Raw genomic sequence first — 20,018 nt, forward strand, 5'->3', positions numbered from 1 at the left:
CGGTCAGCGGGGTGCGGTGCGGCTGATCACTCGTACGGCGTCGGCGATCTGGTCGTCGGTGAGATCCGCGCGGGCGGTCAGCCGCAGCCGCGAGATGCCGTCCGGCACCGATGGCGGGCGGAAGCAGCCGACCGCGAGGCCCGCGCCCCGGCAGTCGGCGGCCCAGCGCACGGCCGCCTCCGGTGCCGGGGCGCGCACGGAGACGACGGCGGCGTCGGGACGTACCGCCGACAGCCCTTCGGCCGTGAGGCGGCGGTGCAGTTCGGCGGCGACTTTGCGGGCCCGAGCGGCCCGTTCGGGTTCACGGCGCAGCAGCCGCAGGGCCGCGAGCGCGGCGCCGGCCGCGGCGGGGGCGAGCCCCGTGTCGAAGATGAACGTACGCGCCGCGTTCACCAGGTGGTCGATGACCTTGGCGGGGCCGAGCACGGCGCCGCCCTGGCTGCCGAAGGACTTCGAGAGGGTGAGCGTGACCACCGTGTCGGCCGCTCCCGCGAGTCCCGCGGCGTGCGGCGCGCCCCGGCCGCCGTCGCCGAGGACACCGAGGCCGTGCGCGTCGTCGATGATCAGGCCCGCTCCGAACTCCCGGCATACGTGCGCCAGTTCGGACAGTGGCGCGGCGTCGCCGTCGACCGAGAACACCGAGTCGGACACCAGGACGGCGGGGCCCTCGCGACCGTCGTGGGCGGCCAGCGTCTTGCGGACCGCGTCGGGGTCGCTGTGCGGCACCACCTGGGTCGCGGCGCGCGCGAGGCGGCAGCCGTCGATCAGCGACGCGTGGTTGCCCGCGTCGGAGACGATCAGCGAGCCGTGCGGGGCGAGCGCGGTGACCGCCGCGAGGTTCGCCGCGTAGCCGGAGGAGAACACGAGCGCCGCCTCGAAACCGCAGAAGTCGGCGAGTTCCCGTTCCAGCTCGGCGTGGAGTTCCGTGGAGCCGGTGACGAGCCGGGAGCCGGTGGCGCCGCCGCCCCACCTGCGGGCCGCCGCGGCGGCGCCCTCGGTGACCTCCGGGTGCCGGGTCAGCCCCAGGTAGTCGTTGCTCGCCAGGTCCAGGAGGCCGCCCGCGTCGGCGGGGCGCGGGCGCAGGGTGCGGACGAGGCCGGCGTCGGCGCGGAGCCCGGCCTGCTCGTCGAGCCAGTCGAACGGCGCGCGCGGCGCGCCCGTCACGGGGTGCCTGTTTGTAGACATTGCACAGACCCTAGCCGCCGTGCCACCTGGCCAGGGTGTGGCAATACCCACACCTCAAACCGTTTCTGTTGTGCGAACTCTCCTTGGCCGGGGAGGCTGCCGTACGTAAGGATCAGCGCCATGGATCTGCTGAACACGCTGGTGGACAAGGGGCTTCGGCGCGAGCTGCCGACCCGTGAAGAGGCGCTGGCCGTGCTGGCCACGTCCGACGACGATCTCCTGGACGTTGTGGCCGCCGCCGGGAAGGTGCGGCGGCAGTGGTTCGGGCGACGGGTGAAACTCAACTATCTGGTCAACCTCAAGTCGGGCCTGTGCCCGGAGGACTGTTCGTACTGTTCGCAGCGGCTCGGCTCGAAGGCCGAGATCCTCAAGTACACGTGGCTCAAGCCCGACGAGGCGTCGCAGGCCGCGGCGGCCGGTGTCGCGGGCGGCGCCAAGCGGGTCTGCCTGGTGGCCAGCGGCCGCGGGCCCACCGACCGTGACGTGGACCGGGTGGCGCAGACCATCGCGGCGGTCAAGGAGCAGAACGAGGGCGTCGAGGTGTGCGCCTGCCTCGGCCTGCTCACGGACGGCCAGGCGGAGCGGCTGCGGGGTGCGGGCGCCGACGCGTACAACCACAACCTCAACACCTCCGAGGCGACGTACGCCGACATCACCAAGACGCACACCTACGCCGACCGCGTGGACACGGTGCGCAAGGCGCACGCGGCGGGGCTCTCCGCCTGCTCGGGGCTGATCGCGGGCATGGGCGAGAGCGACGAGGACCTGGTCGACGTGGTCTTCTCGCTGCGCGAGCTGGACCCGGACTCGGTGCCGGTGAACTTCCTGATCCCCTTCGAGGGCACGCCGCTGGCCAAGGAGTGGAACCTCACCCCGCAGCGCTGCCTGCGGATTCTCGCCATGGTGCGCTTCGTCTGCCCGGACATCGAGGTGCGCATCGCGGGCGGGCGCGAGGTCCACTTGCGCTCGATGCAGCCGCTCGCCCTGAACATCGCCAACTCGATCTTCCTCGGTGACTACCTCACCAGCGAGGGCCAGGCGGGCAAGGCGGACCTGGAGATGATCGCGGACGCCGGCTTCGAGGTCGAGGGCACGGACCAGGTGACGCTGCCCGCGCACCGGGTGAACGCGGACGCCGCCGCGGCCTGCGGCGCGCCCGACGGGGGAGGATGCGGTCCCTGCGGGTCGGGCGAGCCCGCGGCGAAGGCGGACGAGGCGCGCACGGATCTGGTGGCGGTACGCCGCCGGGGCGCGGGAACGGACCTCGCGCCCAATGCCTGAGCTTCCCCTCAGCGACCTCATCGAATTGGACCGTCGCCATGTGTGGCACCCCTACGGCCCGATGCCGGGGCGCCAGGAGCCGCTGGTCGTGGAGTCGGCGAGCGGGGTGCGGCTGCGGCTCGCGGGCGGTGCGGGCGAGCTGATCGACGGCATGTCGTCGTGGTGGTCCGCGATCCACGGCTACAACCACCCGGTGCTGAACGAGGCGGTGCGCGGCCAGCTCGACCGGATGAGCCACGTGATGTTCGGCGGGCTGACGCACGAGCCCGCCGTGGCGCTGGCGAAGCGCCTTGTCGACATGTCTCCTGAAGGTCTGGAGCATGTCTTCCTCACCGACTCGGGCTCGGTCTCGGTCGAGGTCGCGGTGAAGATGTGCCTCCAGCACTGGCGTTCGCTGGGCCGCCCCGAGAAGCGGCGGATGCTGACCTGGCGCGGCGGTTACCACGGCGACACCTGGCAGCCGATGTCCGTGTGCGATCCCGTGGGCGGCATGCACGAGCTGTGGCAGGGGGTCCTGCCGCAGCAGGTGTTCGCGGACGCGCCGCCGGACGCGTACGAGGAGACGTACGCGGATCAGCTGCGCGAGCTGATCGAGCGGCACGCGGGGGAACTGGCCGCCGTGATCGTGGAGCCGGTGGTGCAGGGCGCCGGCGGGATGCGGTTCCACTCCCCCGCCTATCTGCGCGTGCTCCGCGAGGCGTGCGACGCGCACGACGTGCTCCTGGTGTTCGACGAGATCGCGACGGGCTTCGGCCGTACGGGCGCGCTGTTCGCGGCGGACCACGCGGGCGTCACGCCCGATGTGATGTGCGTCGGCAAGGCCCTGACCGGCGGCTATCTGACGATGGCGGCGACGCTGTGCACGGCGCGGGTCGCGGACGGCATCTCGCGCGGCGAGGTCCCGGTCCTCGCCCACGGACCGACGTTCATGGGCAACCCGCTGGCCGCGGCGGTGGCGGGCGCCTCGATCGACCTGCTGCTCGGACAGGACTGGCAGACCGAGGTCAAACGCATCGAGACGGGCCTGCGCGAGGGTCTGGCGGAGGCGGCGGCCCTGCCGTCCGTACGGGATGTCCGCGTCCTCGGGGCGATCGGCGTGGTCCAGCTGGACCACCCGGTGGACATGGCCGCGGCGACGCGGGCGGCGGTGCGCGAGGGCGTCTGGCTGCGGCCGTTCCGGGATCTGATCTACACGATGCCGCCGTTCATCACGGGCGACGAGGACCTGGCGCGGATCGCGCGCGCGGTCTCCGCGGCGGCGAGGGAGGGCTGACATGACGGTGATCGTGGTGTCCGGGACGGGCACGGAGATCGGCAAGACGGTGACAACGGCCGCGGTGGCCGCGGTCGCCCTGGCGAGAGGGCGCAGCGTCGCCATGCTCAAGCCCGCGCAGACCGGGGTCGCGCCCGGCGAGCCGGGGGACGCGCAGGAGGTGCGGAGGCTGGCGGGCGAGGGTGTCACCACGCTCGAACTCGCCCGCTTCCCGGAGCCGCTGGCGCCGGACACGGCGGCACGGCGGGCCGGGATGACGCCGGTCCGCCCCTCCGACGTGGCCGAAGCCGCCGCAAAGCTGGCCACGGAGCACGACCTGGTCCTCGTCGAGGGGGCGGGCGGACTGCTCGTCCGCTTCGACGAGGAGGGCGGCACGCTCGCCGACGCGGCGCGGCTCCTGGACGCCCCCGTCCTGCTGGTCGCGTCGGCGGGCCTCGGCACGCTCAACACGACGGCACTGTCGTCGGAGGCGCTGCGGGCCCGCGGCGTACGGCAGCTGGGCGTCGCCATCGGCAGCTGGCCGACCGCCCCCGACCTCGCCTCGCGCTGCAACCTGGCGGACCTTCCGAAGTCGGCGGAGGCGGACCTCCTGGGCGCGATCCCGGAGGGCGCCGGCGCCCTGGACGGCCCCACGTTCCGCGCGGCGGCCGGGGGCTGGTTGGGCTCGGCGCTGAGCGGCACGTGGGACGCGGCCGTCTTCACGCGCCGGGAGGCACCGGGGCCGGTGGGGCGCTGAGGGGTCGGGGCGGGGGTGGGCGGTGCATGGCCCACCCCCGCCCCGCGTTCGCGCGACGGCCGGGGGCTGGCTCGGTCCGGCGCTGGGCGGGACGCGGGACGCGGGGGTTCTCACGCGGCGCGAGGTATCGGGGCCGTTGACGCGCTGAGGCGTCGCGGGGCGGGCAGGGTGGCGGCGCACGGTCCACCCGGCCCTCGTTCCGCGCGGCGACCGGAGGCCGGCCCGGTCCGGCGCTATGGGCGGCACGTGGGACGCGGACCTCTTCACGCGACGGGAGGCACCAGCGCCGCTGGCGCGCTGAGGCGTCGTGGGGCAGGCAGAGCGAGGCGGGGCACCATCCGCCCGGCCCGCCTTCCGCACGGCAGCCGGAAGCTGGTCCGGTCCGGCGCTGGGTGATACATGGGACGCGGGCGTCTTCATGCGGCGCGAGGCACCGGCGCCGTTGGCGCCCTGAGCCATCGCAGGGCGGGCAGGGCGGTGCACGGCCCACCCCACCGCCCCGCTCCCTCCCCGGCGCGACCCGTCGCCGTAGGCAGGAGGGGAATCCCTCCCACCGGGGCACCATTGCCGTATCCGCTCACCTCGCCGAGGAGGGACCGTGTCACCTCTGCCGCGCCCGCGTCCACGAGCAGCCGGGCCGGCGTCCCGCGACGCCGTGCACCACCCCGTCTTCGCCCGCTTCTACGCACGTCAGAGCGTGGCCGTCGAGCCTCTGCTCGCCGGCCACCGCAAGGAACTCCTCGCCGGGCTCTCCGGCCGGGTGATCGAGATCGGCGCGGGCAACGGGCTGAACTTCGCGCACTATCCGGGCACGGTCAGCGAAGTCGCGGCGATCGAACCGGAGCGCCTCCTGCGGAAGCTGGCCCGGTCCGCCGCCCTGCGCGCGGAGGTTCCCGTCGACGTGGTGCCGGGCGCCGCCGAGGCGCTGCCCGTCAAGAGCGAGGCGTTCGACGCGGCCGTCGCCTCGCTCGTGCTGTGCAGCGTGCGCGATGTGCCGCGGGCGCTGGGCGAGCTGCGCAGGGTCCTGCGGCCCGGCGGCGAGCTGCGCTTCTTCGAGCACGGCCGGGCCCCGGGCACCCTGATGGCGGCCACGCAGCGCGTACTGGACCGCACGGTGTGGCCCCCGCTGTTCGGTGGCTGCCACGTCGCGCGGGACACGCTGGGCGCGCTGCGCGAGGCGGGGTTCGAAATCGGCTCGTACCGCCGGGTCCTGGTGCCCGCGAAGGGGCCGCGGCTGCCCACCTCGTACTGCGTGATCGGTACGGCACGTCTCCCGGGCGCCCCGTGACGCCCGGGAGGCGTGGGTCTGTCGTCAGATCGCCTGGGTCAGGTTGACGGCGTTGCCGTCGGGGTCCTTGATGTGGGCGACGCGCTGTCCCCACGGCATGTCGTTCGGCTCGCCCGGCGCCGTGCCGCTCAGCGGCTCGACGCGGCGCAGCACGTCGTCGACGGCGTCCACCGCGACGCTCAGGAGCACCCGTCCCGGCGTGCCGGTCTCGACCTCCGTGTTCGCGACGATGCCGAGCCCCGCGTCCCCGATCCGCAGTTCCACGAAGAAGACCGCGCCGTCCTGCGGATACCGCTCCACCGCTTCGGCGCCGAGCAGGTCGCGGTAGAAGGCGTGGAGGCGGTCGACATTCGGGGTGACGAGGATCGGCTGGACGGCGGCGGGCATGGGATCTCCTTCGGCTGCCGACGGCGGGGTGGTCCAGGCTCGGGCGCGCGCCCCGGCCGGGCTGGTTGCTGGTCACCTCTGATGACCGGCCCCGGGCCCGGAACTCATCGCCCGGCGCCCGCGCGGCGGCTCACAGGCTCCACCGGCGCAGCTGCTCGGCGATGGCGTGGACGCTCGCGCCGCCCTCTTTCACCAGGCGGGCGAGATCACGCACCTGTTCGGGCGAGGTGACCACCTTCATGCCGCTGGAGACGAGATAGGCGTACGCGACGGAGGAGGCGAAGAGCGCGTTGGAGCGTTCCAGGGCGGGGAGGTGGAGCAGCAGTTGGAGGAGCGCCGCGGCCCGGTCGTGCGGGGTTTCGTAGACGGGCATGCCGAATATCTCCGCCTCGTGCCGGCTGATGGCGGCGACGAGCGCTCCCCAGTCGGTGACCTGGGGGTCTCCGGGCGTCTTGTGTTCGGCGATCATCAGGAGCCAGGCAAGATCGATTCTGGGGTTCAACGGCTCAACGACGACCTTGACCGAGCGGGCGCGCGCTCTCGTAGGGCGCGCGTACAGGAGGGGCCGTCTCGCGGACCGGGCGGGTGCCCTCGCGTTCCGTCCCGAACTCCTCGGCGAACACGGACTCGTACTGCTTCATGAAGTCGGCGGCCGCTTCGACGAACGTGTGGCCGACCTCGCCGACGTCCTGTTTCACGAGTTCCTCGATGTAGCGGTTGACGCTCACGCCTCGCGCCAGAGCGCGTTCCCGCGCGGCCCGGGCGGTGTCCTCGTCCACGCGCACGTTCAGCTGAGTCTTCGCCATTCCTTCAAGCTAGCGTCGGTGTGCTAGCACGACAAGGGTGCCGGGAGCGTGCCCCTTACATACGTCTGCGGCCCCGGCCTCAGGGGGGGGTACCGCGGGTTCGGTCCGTCCCACTACTCTCGCCGGGATTACGGGAGTTGGAACGGCCACAACCCAGGAGGCGGCCTTGCCCATACCTGATTCGGCACCGTTCACCGGCCGTTCCGGGGACGCCGGGACCGCCGCCCGCGCCCGCGGCCTGACGAAGGCGTACGGCTCGGGCGAGACGACCGTGCTCGCCCTCGACTCGGTCGACGTGGACATCGCACGCGGGCGGTTCACGGCCGTCATGGGCCCTTCCGGGTCGGGGAAGTCCACGCTGATGCACTGCCTGGCCGGGCTGGACAACGTCTCGGCGGGGCAGGTGTGGCTCGGCGACACGGAGATCACGGGCCTCAAGGAGCGGGAGCTGACCCAGCTGCGGCGCGACCGCGTCGGGTTCATGTTCCAGTCCTTCAACCTCATTCCCACGCTCAGCGCGCTGGAGAACATGACGCTCCCGATGGACATCGCGGGCCGGAAGCCGGACCAGGCGTGGCTGGAACACGTCATCGACACGCTGGGGCTGCGGGACCGGCTGAAGCACCGCCCCGCGCAGCTCTCCGGCGGGCAGCAGCAGCGGGTGGCGTGCGCGCGGGCGCTGGCGGCGAAGCCCGAACTGATCTTCGCCGACGAGCCGACGGGCAACCTCGACTCGCGGGCCGGTCTGGAGGTGCTCGGCTTTCTGCGGGACGCCGTCGACCAGCTCGGGCAGACCGTCGTGATGGTGACCCACGATCCCGGCGCCGCCGCCCACTCGGACCTGGTCCTCTTCCTCGGCGACGGCCGGATCGTGGACGACCTGGAGCGTCCGACGGCCGACGCGGTGCTCGAACGGATGAAGCGGTTCGACGCGATGCACGCGACGGCGCCGCCGGGTACATCCGGCGGGCACGGCGCCGCGTCGCCCTCCGACGGCCCGTCCGGGGCGTCGCCCTCCGACGGCCTGCACGGGCAGAGCTGAGCCGGGGGGCCGCGCGGTGCTGAAGGCGACGCTCAGGAGTTTCCTCGCGCACAAGGGCCGGCTCGTGCTCTCCGCCCTTGCCATCATCCTCTCGGTCGCGTTCGTCGCGGGCAGTCTGATCTTCTCGGACACGGTGACGCGCACGTTCGACCGGTTGTTCGCCTCCACCTCGGCCGACGTGACGGTCGGGCCGAAGGAAGACCTCAAGGAGGCGGTGCCCTCCGGGCGCACGGCGACCGTGCCCGCGAGCCTGCGGGAGCGGGTCGCGAAGGTCGAGGGTGTCGCGGACGCCCATGTCGACGCGTCCGTCGACAACATCACCGTCGTCGACCGCGACAACGAACCCGTCGGCTCGACGACCGGCGCGCCGACCGTCGCGACCAACTGGTACCCCACCGACCGCAGCCCGGTGGAGTTGACCTCGGGCCACGCGCCGCGCGGCGCGGGCCAGGCGATGCTGGACGCGGACACGGCCGACAGGAAGGACGTCGGACTCGGCGACACCCTGACGGTTTTCGCCCGCCCCGGCTCGTTCAAGGTGGAGATCGTCGGCATCGCCACGTTCACCACCACCAATCCCGGCGCCGCCCTCGTCTTCCTCGACACCCCGACCGCGCAGCGGAAGCTGCTGGGCGCCCCGGACGCGGCGACGAGCATCTCCGTGACCGCCGCCCAGGGCGTCGACGACGACACGCTCAAGCGCCGCGTCGCCGCCGAGGTCGGCGCGGGCTACGAACTGGAGACCGCCGACGAGCAGGCCGAGTCCGCCGCCGCCTCGCTCGGCGGCTTCCTGGACGTCATCAAGTACGTGATGCTCGGCTTCGCCGGTGTCGCCGTGCTCGTGGGCATCTTCCTGATCGTCAACACCTTCTCGATGCTGATCGCCCAGCGCACCCGGGAACTGGGCCTGCTGCGTGCGCTGGGCGCCGACCGGGGCCAGGTGCGCCGCTCGGTGCTCTTCGAGGCGCTGCTGCTCGGCCTGGTCGGCTCGACGCTGGGACTGGCGGCCGGCATCGGGCTGGCCCTCGGCCTCATCGAGCTGATGGGCGCGCTCGGGATGAACCTGAAGTCCACGGAGATGGTCCTCAAGTGGGTGACCCCCGTGGCGGCGTACGTCGTCGGGGTCGGCGTCACGTTCGTCGCGGCGTACCTCCCGGCGCGCCGGGCCGCGCAGGTCTCGCCGATGGCGGCGCTCGCGGACGCCGAGATCGCGGGGGTGGGGCGGCCGCTGAAAAGACGGGCCGTGGCGGGTTCCGTCGTCGCGGTGGCCGGGACGGCGGCCCTGGTGGCCTGCGCGGTCGCCGACGAGACGTCCTCGGCGGCGTCGTTCCTCGGGCTCGGCATCGTCCTGAGCCTCGTCGCCACGGTCATCGCGGGGCCTCTTTTGGTGCGCCCGGTGATCCGGGTGCTCGGCGGGGCGTTCCCCGCGATCTTCGGTCCGGTCGGCCGCATGAGCCAGCGCAACGCCCTGCGCAACCCGCGCCGCACGGGGGCCACGGCGGCCGCCCTGATGGTGGGGCTCGCGCTGGTCGGCGGCCTGTCGGTGGCGAGCGCGTCGATGACCGAGTCGTTCGACCGGCAGATCGACGCGACGCTCGGCGCCGACTTCGTCGTACAGAACGCCAACTTCATGCCCTTCTCAGCGGAGATCACGGAGAAGATCGAGGACACGGGAGGCGTGGGCCTCGTCGTGCGCCAGCGCTTCAGCCCCATCGAAGTGGCGCTCCCCGACGGCGAGAAGGCCGAGTCGACGGCGGCGGGTTACGACCCGCGGCTCGACGACGTCGCCGACATCACGTACGCCGAGGGGAGTTCGCGAGCCGCCCTCGCGCCCGGCCGCATCGGCATGGACAAGGACTTCGCGCGCGAGCACGGGGTGCGGGTCGGCGACGCGCTGGCGGTGACGTTCCCCGGCGGGCGGGAGACGAAGCTGACGGTGGGGGCACTCACCGATCAGGACGCGCCCGAGGGGTTCGGCGTCGAGGGCGGGCTCTTCCTCGGGCTGGCGACGGTCGAGAAGTACGTGCCGGACGGGCAGGACTCGGCCGTGTACGTCAACGCGGCCTCCGGCACCGATGCGGAGACGCTGCGCGAGCGGCTGGAGAAGACCCTCGATCCGTATCCGCAGGTCCAGGTGCGCGACCAGGCCGACTACAAAGAGCTGATACGGCAGCAGATCGCCGTGATGCTCTACCTCGTCTACGCGCTGCTCGGCCTCGCGATCGTCATCGCCGTGCTGGGCGTCGTCAACACCCTGGCCCTGTCGGTGGTGGAGCGCACCCGCGAGATCGGGCTGCTGCGCGCCATCGGGCTCGGGCGACGTCAGCTGCGCCGGATGATCCGCCTGGAGTCGGTGGTGATCGCGGTGTTCGGGGCACTGCTCGGCCTCGCGCTCGGCCTGGTCTGGGGCGTCGCCGTGCAGCAGGTGCTGGCGCTCCAGGGCATGAAGGAGCTGGCCTTCCCCTGGGCGACGATCATCGCCGTGGTGATCGGCTCGGTGGTCGTGGGCCTCGCCGCGGCGCTGCTGCCCGCTCTGCGCGCCTCCCGCATGAATGTACTGGCGGCGATCGCGCACGAATGATGGACTGAGGGGCGCCGTCAGCCAATCCGTATAAGCGTGGGGGGAGTTCATGGCCAGGCCGTTCCGTTTCGGCGTCAATATGGTGGCCCTGTCATCGGGGGACGAATGGCGCAAGAAGTGCCGCCGGGCGGAAGAACTCGGCTACGACGTGATCCTCGTCCCCGACCATCTCGGCGCGCCCGCGCCGTTCCCCGCGGTCGTGGCCGCGGCCGAGGCCACCGAGCGGCCGCGCGTCGGCACGTTCGTCCTGAACGCCGGTTTCTGGAACCCCGCGCTGCTCGCCCGTGAGGTGGCCACGGTGGACGCGTTGACCGGGGGCCGCCTCGAACTGGGCCTGGGGACGGGGTATGTGAAGGCGGAGCACGACGCCGCCGGACTGCCGTGGGGTGCGCCCGGCGAGCGGGTGGACCATCTGCGGCGCACCGTCGAGGAGGTGGGGCGGGTGCTCGGCGCCGAGGAGCACCAGCCGCAGCCGGTCCAGAAGCCACGGCCGCCGCTCCTGATCGGCGGCAACGGCGACCGGATGCTGAGGCTCACCGCCGAGCACGCCGACATCGCGGCGTTCACCGGGGCCAAGCCGGTTCCCGGCGACACCGGCAAGATGTTGCACCTCACGCCCGAGGAACTGGACGAGCGGATCGCCGCCTACCGCCGGTTCGCCGCGGGCCGCTCCGAGCCGGCCGAGCTGAATTTGCTGATCCAGCTGGTAGAGGTGACGAACGACCGCAGGGCGGCGATCCGGCCGGTCCTGGAGTACATCCCGCACCTCACCGAGGACGCCGCGCTCGCCCTGCCGCTCCTGCTGGTCGGCACGGTCCGGCAGATCGCCGAGCAGCTGCGCGCCCAGCGGGAGCGGTACGGCTTCTCGTACATCACCGTCCTGGAGCCGTACGCCGAGGCGTTCGGCCCGGTCATCGAGGAGCTGAACGGCAGCTGACGGGTGCCCGCGCCTGTCCGCATCCTGAAAACCCCGGCGGCGCGCCCCCGGACGGTGATGGGATGGACCCATGGATGATCTTCGGATAAGGGCCGCGGGGCCCGAGGACCTGGACGCGGTGCTCGCCTTCTGGAAGGTGGCCGCCGAGGGCACGAGCATCAGCGACGACAGGTCGGGGGTGGAGCGGCTGGTCGTGCGCGACCCCGAGGCGCTGATCCTCGCCGAGCGCGGCGGTGAGCTGGCCGGCACGGTGATCGCGGGCTTCGACGGCTGGCGCTGCCACCTCTACCGTCTCGCCGTTCACCCGGACCACCGCCGCCAGGGCGTGGGGGCGGCGCTGCTGACCGCAGCGGAGGAGCGTTTCGTACGGCTCGGGGGGCGGCGCGGCGACGCCATGGTCCTGGACCGCAACGAACCGGCCCACCACGCCTGGCGCGCGGCGGGCTACGCCCCCGAGCCGCAGTGGAGCCGGTGGGTGAAACCCCTCACGGACTGAGCCCGGCCGTGCGTCCGACGGGGGTTCGAGAGTGGTTTTGCTGATCCTTTACCATGGACGCACCACTCGTATCCGAATGAAAGGTGTGAGCGTCCGCCCATGGGCGAGCCTCCTAGTACCCGACATCGCGCATTCCTCCGGCCTCTGCACGATCATGGGACGGAGGTGACCCGATGACCGAAGTGCTCCTGCTCCTCGCGGCGGTGCTGCTCTGCGTGGCCTGCGGTGTCTTCGTCGCGGCGGAGTTCTCTCTCACGACGGTCGAGCGCAGTGAGCTGGAGCGGGCGGCGGAACGCGGCGAGCGCGGCGCCGCCGGCGCCCTCAAGGCCGTCAAGAACCTCACCTTCCAGCTCTCCGGCGCGCAGCTCGGCATCACCGTCACCAACCTGGTGGTCGGCATGCTCTCCGAGCCGTCCATCGCCAAGCTGATCTCGGGCCCGCTGCGCGACCTGGGCCTGCCCCGCTCGGCGGCGTCGTCGGTGGCCCTGGTCATCGGCACGGCGCTCTCGACGGTCTTCCTGATGGTCATCGGCGAGCTGGTCCCCAAGAACTGGGCGATCTCCTCCCCGCTCGCCATCGCCAAGCGGGTGGCGACGCCGCAGCGCCTGTTCAGCGCCGCCTTCCGGCCGTTCATCGCCCATCTGAACAACACCGCGAACCGTTCCGTACGCCGCTTCGGCCTGGAGCCCGCCGAGGAGCTGGCCTCCGCGCGCGGCCCCAAGGAGCTGATCGCGCTGGCCCGGCACTCCGCGCGGGAGGGCGCGCTGGAGGCGGACACCGCCGAGCTGTTCGTCCGCACGCTGAACCTCGCCGACCTCAGCGCGGAGAACGTGATGACGCCGCGCGTCCAGGTCATGGCCCTCGAAGCGCACGCCACCTGCGAGGACGTCGCGAACGCCACGCGGGCGACCGGCCTGTCCCGCTTCCCCGTCTACCGCGGCAACCTCGACACGGTCGTCGGCGTCGCCCACATCAAGGACGTGCTCGCCGTGCCCGCCGAGCGCAGGCCGCGGGTGTCCGTCGCCGAGCTGATGCGCGAGCCCCTGCTCGTACCGGAGTCGCTGACCGTCGACCGCCTGCTGGACCGGCTCTCCGGCAAGCGCACGATGGCCGTGGTCATCGACGAGTACGGCGGCACCGCCGGGGTCGCCACCCTGGAGGACATCGTCGAAGAGGTCGTCGGCGAGGTGCGCGACGAGCACGACCCGCACGAGACCCCCGACATCGCTCTGGCCGGTGCGGACGACCAGGGCAGGACGCTCTACTCCGCCGACGGCGCCGCGCGCACCGACCAGCTCGCGCGGGTCGGCCTGCGGGTCCCCGACGGGCCCTACGAGACGCTCGCGGGACTCGTGGCGACCGAGCTGGGCCGCATTCCGGCCGTCGGCGACAGCGTCGAGGTCGGCGGCTGGCGGCTCGACGTCACGGACGCCGCGGGGCGCCGCGCCGCGCGCGTACTGCTGCACGCCCCGCTGACCGAGGACGAGGCGGAGGACGCCCGATGATCGCCATCCAGTTGCTGATCGGTTTCGCGACCCTCGTGGTCAACGCCTTCTTCGTGGGCGCCGAGTTCGCCCTCATCTCCGTACGCCGCAGCCAGATAGAACCCCACGCGGAGGAAGGCGACCGCCGCGCCAAGAGCGTGATGTGGGGCCTGAAGCACGTGTCGGCGCTGCTGGCGGCGGCGCAGCTGGGCATCACGCTGTGCACACTCGTCCTGGGTGTCGTCGCGGAGCCCGCGATCGCGCATCTCCTGGAGCCCGTGTTCGACGGGGTGGGGGTGCCGCACGGCCTGGTCCACCCCATCTCGTTCGTCATCGCGCTGGCTTTGGCGACGTACCTGCACATGCTGCTCGGCGAGATGATCCCCAAGAACGTCGCGCTCGCCGAGCCGGTGCGCACGGCGCTGGCGCTCGGACCGCCGCTGGTGGCGCTCGCCCGGGCGCTGCGGCCGGTGATCTTCGCGATCAACGCGTTCGCCAACGGCCTGCTGAAGCTGTTGCGGGTCGAGGCCAAGGACGAGGTCTCGGCGAGCTTCTCGGACGACGACCTGGCCCGCATGGTCAGGGACTCGGGCAACGCGGGTCTGATCGACGACCGCGCTCAGGAGCGGCTGCACGACGCGCTGGAACTCGGCCGCCGGCCGGTCAGGGACGTCGTCCTGCCGCTGGAGGACGTGGTCTACGCGCGCGTGGGCGTCACCCCGGAGCAGTTGGAGAACCTCTCGGCCGAGTCCGGGTTCTCCCGCTTCCCGGTCGTGGACGGCGGCCGTCGCATCGTCGGCTATCTGCACGTCAAGGACGCCCTGGACCGCGCGCCGCGGGATCTGCCGTTCCGGGTCCCGGACATGCGGAAGATCGCCCAGGTGCGCGAGACCACGCCGCTGGACGACGTGCTGACCGCGATGCGGGGCAGCCGTACGCATGTGGCGGCGGTGCTCGGCTCCGACGGCAGGCTCGCCGGGATGGTCACGATGGAGGACGTGCTGCGGGAGCTGTTCGGCCAGCCCGTGTGACCGGGGGTGGCGGTTCGCGGCTTTCGGTGGCGCGGCTTGCGTATAGGGGCGCGGCCGCGGGGGGCCACCCTCACCGAGGGCCGCGCTCGGCGCGTTACCATCGCTTTCGCCATGCAGATGAATGCCAACTACACCAGTCTCGTCGCGGTCGGCGACTCCTTCACCGAGGGCATGTCGGACCTGCTGCCCGACGGCAGCTACCGCGGCTGGGCCGACCTCCTGGCCGCGCGGATGGCGGCGCACAGCCCCGGCTTCCGGTACGCGAACCTCGCGGTGCGCGGCAAGCTCATCGGCCAGATCGTCGCCGAGCAGGTGGACGTGGCAGCCGCCATGCAGGCCGACGTGGTCACCCTGGTGGGCGGGCTCAACGACACCCTGCGCCCCAAGTGCGACATGAACCGCGTACGCGACCTGCTCGAAGAGGCGGTGGAGCGCCTCGCGCCCTCGTGCAAGCAGCTGGTCCTGATGCGCAGCCCCGGGCGGAACGGCCCGGTGATGGAGCGGTTCCGTCCGCGCATGGAGGAGCTCTTCACGCACATCGACGACCTCGCGTCCCGGCACGGCGCGATCGTCGTGGACCTGTACGGCGCCGCCGCCCTCGGCGATCAGCGCATGTGGGACGTGGACCGGCTGCACCTCACGGCCGAGGGACACCGCAGGGTCGCCGAGGCGGTGTGGCAGGCGCTCGGATATCCGCCCGAGGACGACTGGCGGCTCCCCCTGTCGGCCGCCGTCCCGCTGAACTGGGCCGCGCGCCGCGTCGCCGACGCCCGCTTCGCCCGGCAGCACCTCGCGCCCTGGATAGTCCGCCGCCTCACCGGCCGCTCCTCCGGCGACGGGCGCCCGCCGAAGCGTCCCGAGCTGCTGCCCTACGACGGGCCCCTCCCGTAGCGGCCCCCGGGGGGGCTCTCGTAGCTTCCGACGAACGGGGGCGTGGCGCTGGCCTGCACGAATGCCCAGTAGAATCCGTACACGTGACTGCTGCGCCTGCAAAGCCCCGTATCCCCAACGTCCTCGCGGGACGTTACGCCTCCGCCGAGCTCGCCACCCTCTGGTCGCCCGAGCAGAAGGTGAAGCTGGAGCGTCAGCTCTGGCTCGCCGTGCTGCGTGCGCAGAAGGACCTCGGGATCGAGGTGCCGGACGCCGCGATCGTCGACTACGAGCGCGTCCTCGACCAGGTCGACCTGGCCTCCATCGCCGAGCGCGAGAAGGTCACGCGCCATGACGTGAAGGCCCGCATCGAGGAGTTCAACGCCCTCGCCGGGCACGAGCACGTGCACAAGGGCATGACCTCGCGCGACCTCACCGAGAACGTCGAGCAGCTCCAGATCCGGCTCTCCCTGGAGCTGATCCGCTCCCGCACCGTCGCGGTCCTCGCCCGGCTGGGCAAGCTCGCCGGTGAGTACGCCGAGCTGGTCATGGCGGGCCGCTCCCACAACGTCGCCGCGCAGGCGACGACGCTGGGCAAGCGCTTCGCGACCGGCGCCGACGAGCTTCTCGTCGCCTACCGCCGACTGGACGAGCTGGTCGCCCGCTATCCGCTGCGCGGCATCAAGGGCCCGGTCGGCACCGCCCAGGACATGCTCGACCTGCTCGGCGGCGACGCCGGGAAGCTCGCCGACCTGGAGCAGCGCATCGCCGCGCACCTCGGGTTCGAGACGGCCTTCACCTCGGTCGGCCAGGTCTACCCGCGCTCCCTCGACTACGACGTGGTGACGGCCCTGGTGCAGGTCGCCTCCGCGCCGTCCTCGCTGGCCAAGACGGTCCGGCTGATGGCCGGGCACGAACTGGTCACCGAGGGCTTCAAGCCGGGCCAGGTCGGCTCGTCCGCGATGCCGCACAAGATGAACACCCGCTCCTGCGAGCGCGTCAACGGCCTCACCGTCATCCTGCGCGGCTACGCCTCGATGACCGGCGAGCTGGCGGGTGACCAGTGGAACGAGGGCGACGTCTCCTGCTCGGTCGTGCGCCGGGTCGCCCTGCCCGACGCGTTCTTCGCGCTCGACGGTCTCCTGGAGACCTTCCTGACCGTGCTCGACGAGTTCGGCGCCTTCCCGGCCGTCGTCGCGCGCGAGCTGGACCGCTACCTCCCCTTCCTCGCCACCACCAAGGTCCTGATGGCCGCGGTGCGCGCGGGCGTCGGGCGCGAGGAGGCCCACGAGGCCATCAAGGAGCACGCGGTCGCCTCCGCGCTCGCCATGCGCGAGCAGGGCGCCGAGCGCAACGAACTTCTCGACAAGCTCGCCGCGGACTCCCGCATCCCGCTGGACCGCGCCCAGCTCGACGAGCTGATGGCCGACAAGCTGTCCTTCACGGGCGCGGCGAGCGACCAGGTGGCCGCCGTCGTGGCGCGGATCGAGGCCCTCCTGAAGGAGCACCCGGAGGCCGCGGCCTACACGCCGGGCGCGATCCTCTGACCCTGGTGATGTGAACGGCGGCCCGGGGCGCGATGCCCCGGGCCGCCGTCTTCCCCCCGTCCGCCTCCTACAGGCCCACGTCCCTGCCGCGGAAGTCCTCCAGCGACTCGCGGCGCACCAGCAGCCTCGCGTGCCCGTCGGCCACCGCGATGACGGGCGGCCGGCCCACGAGGTTGTACCCGGACGCCATCGACAGGTGGTACGCGCCCGCGACCGGGACAGCCAGCAGGTCCCCGGGGTGTACGTCGCCGGGGAGCCGGACGTCGTCGGCGAGGACGTCGCCCGCCTCGCAGTGCCGCCCCACCACCGTCACCGGTTCCGGGTCGGCCGTAGAGCGCCTGCCGACCAGGCGGGGCGCGTACCGCACGCCGTACAGCGCGGGCCGCGGGTTGTCGCTCATGCCGCCGTCCACCGCGACGAACGTCCGCCCGGACGTCCGCTTGACCGCGAGCACCCGGTAGAGCGCCACCCCGGCGGGGCCCGCGATGGCCCGCCCCGGCTCCACCAGCAGCCGCGGCACGGGCAGGCCCGCCGCCGCGCAGCTCTCGGTCAGCTCGGCGCGCACCTTGCGGGCGAGGGAGGCGATGTCGAGCGCGTCCTCGCCGGGGCGGTACGCGACGCCGTGCCCGCCGCCGAGGTCCAGTTCGGGGAGGGTGACGCCGTGCTGCTCCTTGATCCGCGCCATCAGTCCGACCAGGCGGCGCACTGCGCAGAGGTAAGGCTTCTCCGTGGTGATCTGCGAGCCCAAGTGGCAGTGCAGGCCGACCAGTTCCAGCGTGGGCTGGCCGAGGATGCGGGCGATGGCGTGCTGGGCGGAGCCGTCCGTGAGGGACAGGCCGAACTTCTGGTCGTCCGTGCCCGTCCGGATCTTGGCGTGGCCGCCGGCGGCGATGCCCGGCACCACCCGGACCATCACCTTCTGGCGGCTGCCCGGCGGGACGGCGGCGGCCAGCCGGGCGATCTCGGAGGCGCTGTCGATGACGATGCGGCCGACGCCGAGCCGGAGCGCGGCCCGCAGATCTTCGGGGCTCTTGGCGTTGCCGTGCAGCACGACGCGGTCCGCGGGGAAGCCCGTGGTGACGGCGAGTTCCAGCTCCCCGGCCGAGCAGACGTCGAGGCCGAGGCCCTCCTCGGCGACCCAGTGCGCCATCGCGCGGCACAGGAACGCCTTGGCGGCGTACAGGACGTCGGCGTCCTTGAAGGCCCGCAGATAGGCGCGGCAGCGGGCCCGTACGTCGCCTTCGTCGAGGAGGTAGGCGGGCGTGCCGAAGCGCTCGGCGACCTCGGTGAGCGGGACGCCGGCGACGGCCAGGTCGCCGTGGGCGAGCGGTGTGGTGGAGGCAGGCCAGACGGACAGGTCCGCGGCGGGGGCGGCCGCTGCCGGGACGGCGGCCGGGGGTGACACCGGGGCGGCGGCCGGGGGTGGCACCGGGGCAGCGGCCGGGGGTGAGACGGGGTCGGCGGGGCCCGGGAGCGGGGGTACGTGCAGAGTGGTCATGGCAGGTTCTCTCTCGCCTCGTCTTCTCTCTTCGCCTCGTCCTCAGCCGATCCGCAGGGTGCTCGCGCCCGACGGGGCCACCGCACCAATGACGTGCGGCACGTCCACCGGCATCGGGTCCTGGCCGCGCCACGCGGTGCCATACCGTTCGGCGGGCCGACCCGACGCCACTGTGACGGGGTGCGCGGCCAGCCTCGGGTCGAGGGTGAGGCCGCTGACGCCGAGCGGCGCCGCGAGGGCGCGCAGCGCCGGTTCGGAGAGCCTGATCCACGGCTGCCGGGCGCCGAGGGCGGCGCTCAGGCGCTGCGGGGTGGTGAACGCGACGGCGGTGCGCTCGCCCACGGGAGTGCGGAACAGGCGGGCCACGCAGCCCGCGGGTCCCGGCCGGACAGGGACGAACAGAGGTCCGGCCGGGCCGGGTTCACAGGGCTCGGGGTCCTCGTCGCACAGAAGCTCGGCCATGAGTTCCTCCAGTGGGGAGAAGGGGAGAAAACGTCCTGCCGCAGAAAAAGTCCCGCGGCACGAAGACGTTATGCCCGGCACGGAGTGCCAACCGACCCCCTATAACGCGTTGTTGACGCGTCGACGCCCCTCCCTGACGCGATACTGGCGTCCGCCACCCCGACCCTACGGGCCGCGCCGACACCACCGGGAGCGCACGGCCCGTCCGGCGGGGCGGCGCTTTTCACCCGAAGGTCTCACTCCGCAGGAGCGTTCATGATCGAGCTTCCCCTCCACCACCTGGCGACCGAGCCCCGCTGGTTCGCCGCCGGCGCTCCCGGGCCCGCGTCCCTGCACGAGCACGTCACGGCCACGGGGGTGGGCGCCTGGTGGGGCGACGACCCCCTGAGACCGCGCGCCGTGGCGGTCTCGTGCGCGGGCCACGTCCTGCTGAGCGGTGATCCGGGGAGTGTCGCCCCGGACTTCCTGGCCCCGTTCGCACACAGTCACGTCGAGGCGCCCGCCCGCTTCCTGCCGGTGCTCGGGGCCGCCTTCGATCGGGTGATTCCGGTCGAGCGGATGGTCTACGTCCACCGTGAGCCGGTGGCCCCGCCGTGTCCGCCAGAGGGCGTGACCGTCCGCCGTCTGGCGGCCGACGACGCCGCGGCGCTCGCCGCCCTCACCCCGGACGCGGCGTGGATACACGCCAGTTGGGGCGGCCCGAGGGGGCTCGCCGCCTCGGGGCACGCCTGGGGCGCGGTCGAACGGGACGGCCGGATCGCCGCTGTCGCCTGCGGCTACTTCGTCGGTGCCGCCTACGAGGACGTCGCCGTGCTCACCGTGCCCGAGCGGCGCCGCGAGCGTCTGGCGCTGGCCTGCGTCGCCTCCCTGTGCCGGGACATCGCCGCGCGCGGGCGGACCGCGAGCTGGTCCTGCGGGAGCGACAACCGGCCCAGCCGCCTGCTGGCCTGGAACTCCGGGTTCCGGCTGCACCGCGAGTACGTGCGGTACGCCACCGGAAACCCGGCCGCGCGGCCCCAGCACGCGTCGCGCGTCACCGTCTGACAGCTGGGGGGCCGGATCCCCTTCACCGCCGCCCCGATGCCGCCGCCGGCACTAGCCGCCCGCTCGTTCG

Annotated in this window: 19 protein-coding genes; 13 read left to right on the forward strand and 6 right to left on the reverse strand. The window is 72.9% G+C overall.

Annotation, left to right across the window (positions count from 1 at the left end; translation table 11 throughout):
• Nucleotides 1-3: 3 nt before the first annotated feature.
• Nucleotides 4-1,185 (reverse strand): 8-amino-7-oxononanoate synthase, encoded by a 1,182-nt coding sequence (locus tag J2N69_RS02005; protein ID WP_230899148.1) that lies wholly within the window; start codon nucleotides 1,183-1,185, stop codon nucleotides 4-6.
• A 120-nt stretch (nucleotides 1,186-1,305) separates the two neighbouring features.
• On the opposite strand from J2N69_RS02005, the gene bioB reads away from it, so the two are divergent.
• The 4 genes from bioB (at nucleotide 1,306) to J2N69_RS02025 (ending at nucleotide 5,763) form a co-directional block, all read left to right on the forward strand.
• A complete protein-coding gene (gene bioB, locus J2N69_RS02010) occupies nucleotides 1,306-2,466 on the forward strand; it encodes a biotin synthase BioB (protein WP_230899149.1) in 1,161 nt (386 codons plus the stop codon).
• Nucleotides 2,459-3,739, forward strand: coding sequence for an adenosylmethionine--8-amino-7-oxononanoate transaminase (locus J2N69_RS02015; protein WP_230899150.1), 1,281 nt, complete (start codon nucleotides 2,459-2,461; stop codon nucleotides 3,737-3,739). The genes bioB and J2N69_RS02015 overlap by 8 nt, the downstream gene beginning before the upstream one ends.
• Before the next feature lies 1 nt (nucleotide 3,740).
• Nucleotides 3,741-4,475 (forward strand): dethiobiotin synthase, encoded by a 735-nt coding sequence (gene bioD, locus J2N69_RS02020; protein ID WP_230899151.1) that lies wholly within the window; start codon nucleotides 3,741-3,743, stop codon nucleotides 4,473-4,475.
• A gap of 598 nt (nucleotides 4,476-5,073) precedes the next feature.
• On the forward strand, nucleotides 5,074-5,763 hold the full coding sequence (locus J2N69_RS02025; protein WP_408056660.1) for a class I SAM-dependent methyltransferase: 690 nt from the start codon (nucleotides 5,074-5,076) through the stop codon (nucleotides 5,761-5,763).
• A gap of 24 nt (nucleotides 5,764-5,787) precedes the next feature.
• Here the strand turns inward: J2N69_RS02025 and J2N69_RS02030 are convergent, their stop codons facing one another.
• The 3 genes from J2N69_RS02030 to J2N69_RS02040 all read right to left on the reverse strand — a co-directional run bounded on the left by J2N69_RS02030 (nucleotide 5,788) and on the right by J2N69_RS02040 (nucleotide 6,956).
• Nucleotides 5,788-6,150 (reverse strand): VOC family protein, encoded by a 363-nt coding sequence (locus tag J2N69_RS02030; RefSeq protein ID WP_230899152.1) that lies wholly within the window; start codon nucleotides 6,148-6,150, stop codon nucleotides 5,788-5,790.
• A 130-nt stretch (nucleotides 6,151-6,280) separates the two neighbouring features.
• The gene (locus J2N69_RS02035) at nucleotides 6,281-6,652 is read right to left on the reverse strand and encodes a fic family toxin-antitoxin system, toxin component (protein WP_230899153.1); all 372 of its coding nucleotides are present in this window, start codon (nucleotides 6,650-6,652) and stop codon (nucleotides 6,281-6,283) included.
• A 4-nt stretch (nucleotides 6,653-6,656) separates the two neighbouring features.
• Nucleotides 6,657-6,956 carry a toxin-antitoxin system HicB family antitoxin gene (locus J2N69_RS02040; protein ID WP_230899154.1) on the reverse strand — a complete coding sequence of 100 codons (300 nt, stop codon included), beginning with the start codon at nucleotides 6,954-6,956 and terminating at the stop codon, nucleotides 6,657-6,659.
• 166 nt (nucleotides 6,957-7,122) lie between these two features.
• On the opposite strand from J2N69_RS02040, the gene J2N69_RS02045 reads away from it, so the two are divergent.
• The 8 genes from J2N69_RS02045 to purB all read left to right on the forward strand — a co-directional run bounded on the left by J2N69_RS02045 (nucleotide 7,123) and on the right by purB (nucleotide 16,944).
• Complete coding sequence (locus J2N69_RS02045) at nucleotides 7,123-7,998, forward strand: ABC transporter ATP-binding protein (RefSeq protein WP_230899155.1); 876 nt, start codon at nucleotides 7,123-7,125, stop codon at nucleotides 7,996-7,998.
• A gap of 16 nt (nucleotides 7,999-8,014) precedes the next feature.
• Nucleotides 8,015-10,579, forward strand: a complete 2,565-nt coding sequence (locus J2N69_RS02050; protein WP_230899156.1) for an ABC transporter permease — start codon at nucleotides 8,015-8,017, stop codon at nucleotides 10,577-10,579.
• 49 nt (nucleotides 10,580-10,628) lie between these two features.
• On the forward strand, nucleotides 10,629-11,516 hold the full coding sequence (locus tag J2N69_RS02055; protein WP_230899157.1) for an LLM class F420-dependent oxidoreductase: 888 nt from the start codon (nucleotides 10,629-10,631) through the stop codon (nucleotides 11,514-11,516).
• Between the two features lie 70 nt (nucleotides 11,517-11,586).
• Nucleotides 11,587-12,012, forward strand: a complete 426-nt coding sequence (locus J2N69_RS02060) for a GNAT family N-acetyltransferase (RefSeq protein WP_230899158.1) — start codon at nucleotides 11,587-11,589, stop codon at nucleotides 12,010-12,012.
• A gap of 173 nt (nucleotides 12,013-12,185) precedes the next feature.
• On the forward strand, nucleotides 12,186-13,517 hold the full coding sequence (locus J2N69_RS02065; RefSeq protein ID WP_230899159.1) for a hemolysin family protein: 1,332 nt from the start codon (nucleotides 12,186-12,188) through the stop codon (nucleotides 13,515-13,517).
• Nucleotides 13,514-14,527, forward strand: a complete 1,014-nt coding sequence (locus tag J2N69_RS02070; protein WP_230899160.1) for a hemolysin family protein — start codon at nucleotides 13,514-13,516, stop codon at nucleotides 14,525-14,527. The genes J2N69_RS02065 and J2N69_RS02070 overlap by 4 nt, the downstream gene beginning before the upstream one ends.
• A gap of 111 nt (nucleotides 14,528-14,638) precedes the next feature.
• Nucleotides 14,639-15,418 (forward strand): SGNH/GDSL hydrolase family protein, encoded by a 780-nt coding sequence (locus J2N69_RS02075; RefSeq protein WP_230899161.1) that lies wholly within the window; start codon nucleotides 14,639-14,641, stop codon nucleotides 15,416-15,418.
• Nucleotides 15,419-15,501: 83 nt separating this feature from the next.
• Nucleotides 15,502-16,944, forward strand: coding sequence for an adenylosuccinate lyase (gene purB, locus J2N69_RS02080; RefSeq protein WP_230899162.1), 1,443 nt, complete (start codon nucleotides 15,502-15,504; stop codon nucleotides 16,942-16,944).
• A gap of 67 nt (nucleotides 16,945-17,011) precedes the next feature.
• On the opposite strand, the gene lysA is transcribed toward purB, so the two are convergent.
• A complete protein-coding gene (gene lysA / locus J2N69_RS02085; RefSeq protein ID WP_230899163.1) occupies nucleotides 17,012-18,442 on the reverse strand; it encodes a diaminopimelate decarboxylase in 1,431 nt (476 codons plus the stop codon).
• Nucleotides 18,443-18,484: 42 nt separating this feature from the next.
• Entirely contained in the window at nucleotides 18,485-18,904 is a 420-nt protein-coding gene (locus J2N69_RS02090; protein ID WP_230899164.1) for an SAV_915 family protein, read from the reverse strand.
• 255 nt (nucleotides 18,905-19,159) lie between these two features.
• On the opposite strand from J2N69_RS02090, the gene J2N69_RS02095 reads away from it, so the two are divergent.
• On the forward strand, nucleotides 19,160-19,948 hold the full coding sequence (locus tag J2N69_RS02095; RefSeq protein WP_230899165.1) for a GNAT family N-acetyltransferase: 789 nt from the start codon (nucleotides 19,160-19,162) through the stop codon (nucleotides 19,946-19,948).
• The last annotated feature ends 70 nt before the right edge of the window (nucleotides 19,949-20,018 follow it).

This window comes from Streptomyces huasconensis (genome assembly GCF_021028635.1).
GTDB lineage: Bacteria > Actinomycetota > Actinomycetes > Streptomycetales > Streptomycetaceae > Streptomyces > Streptomyces huasconensis.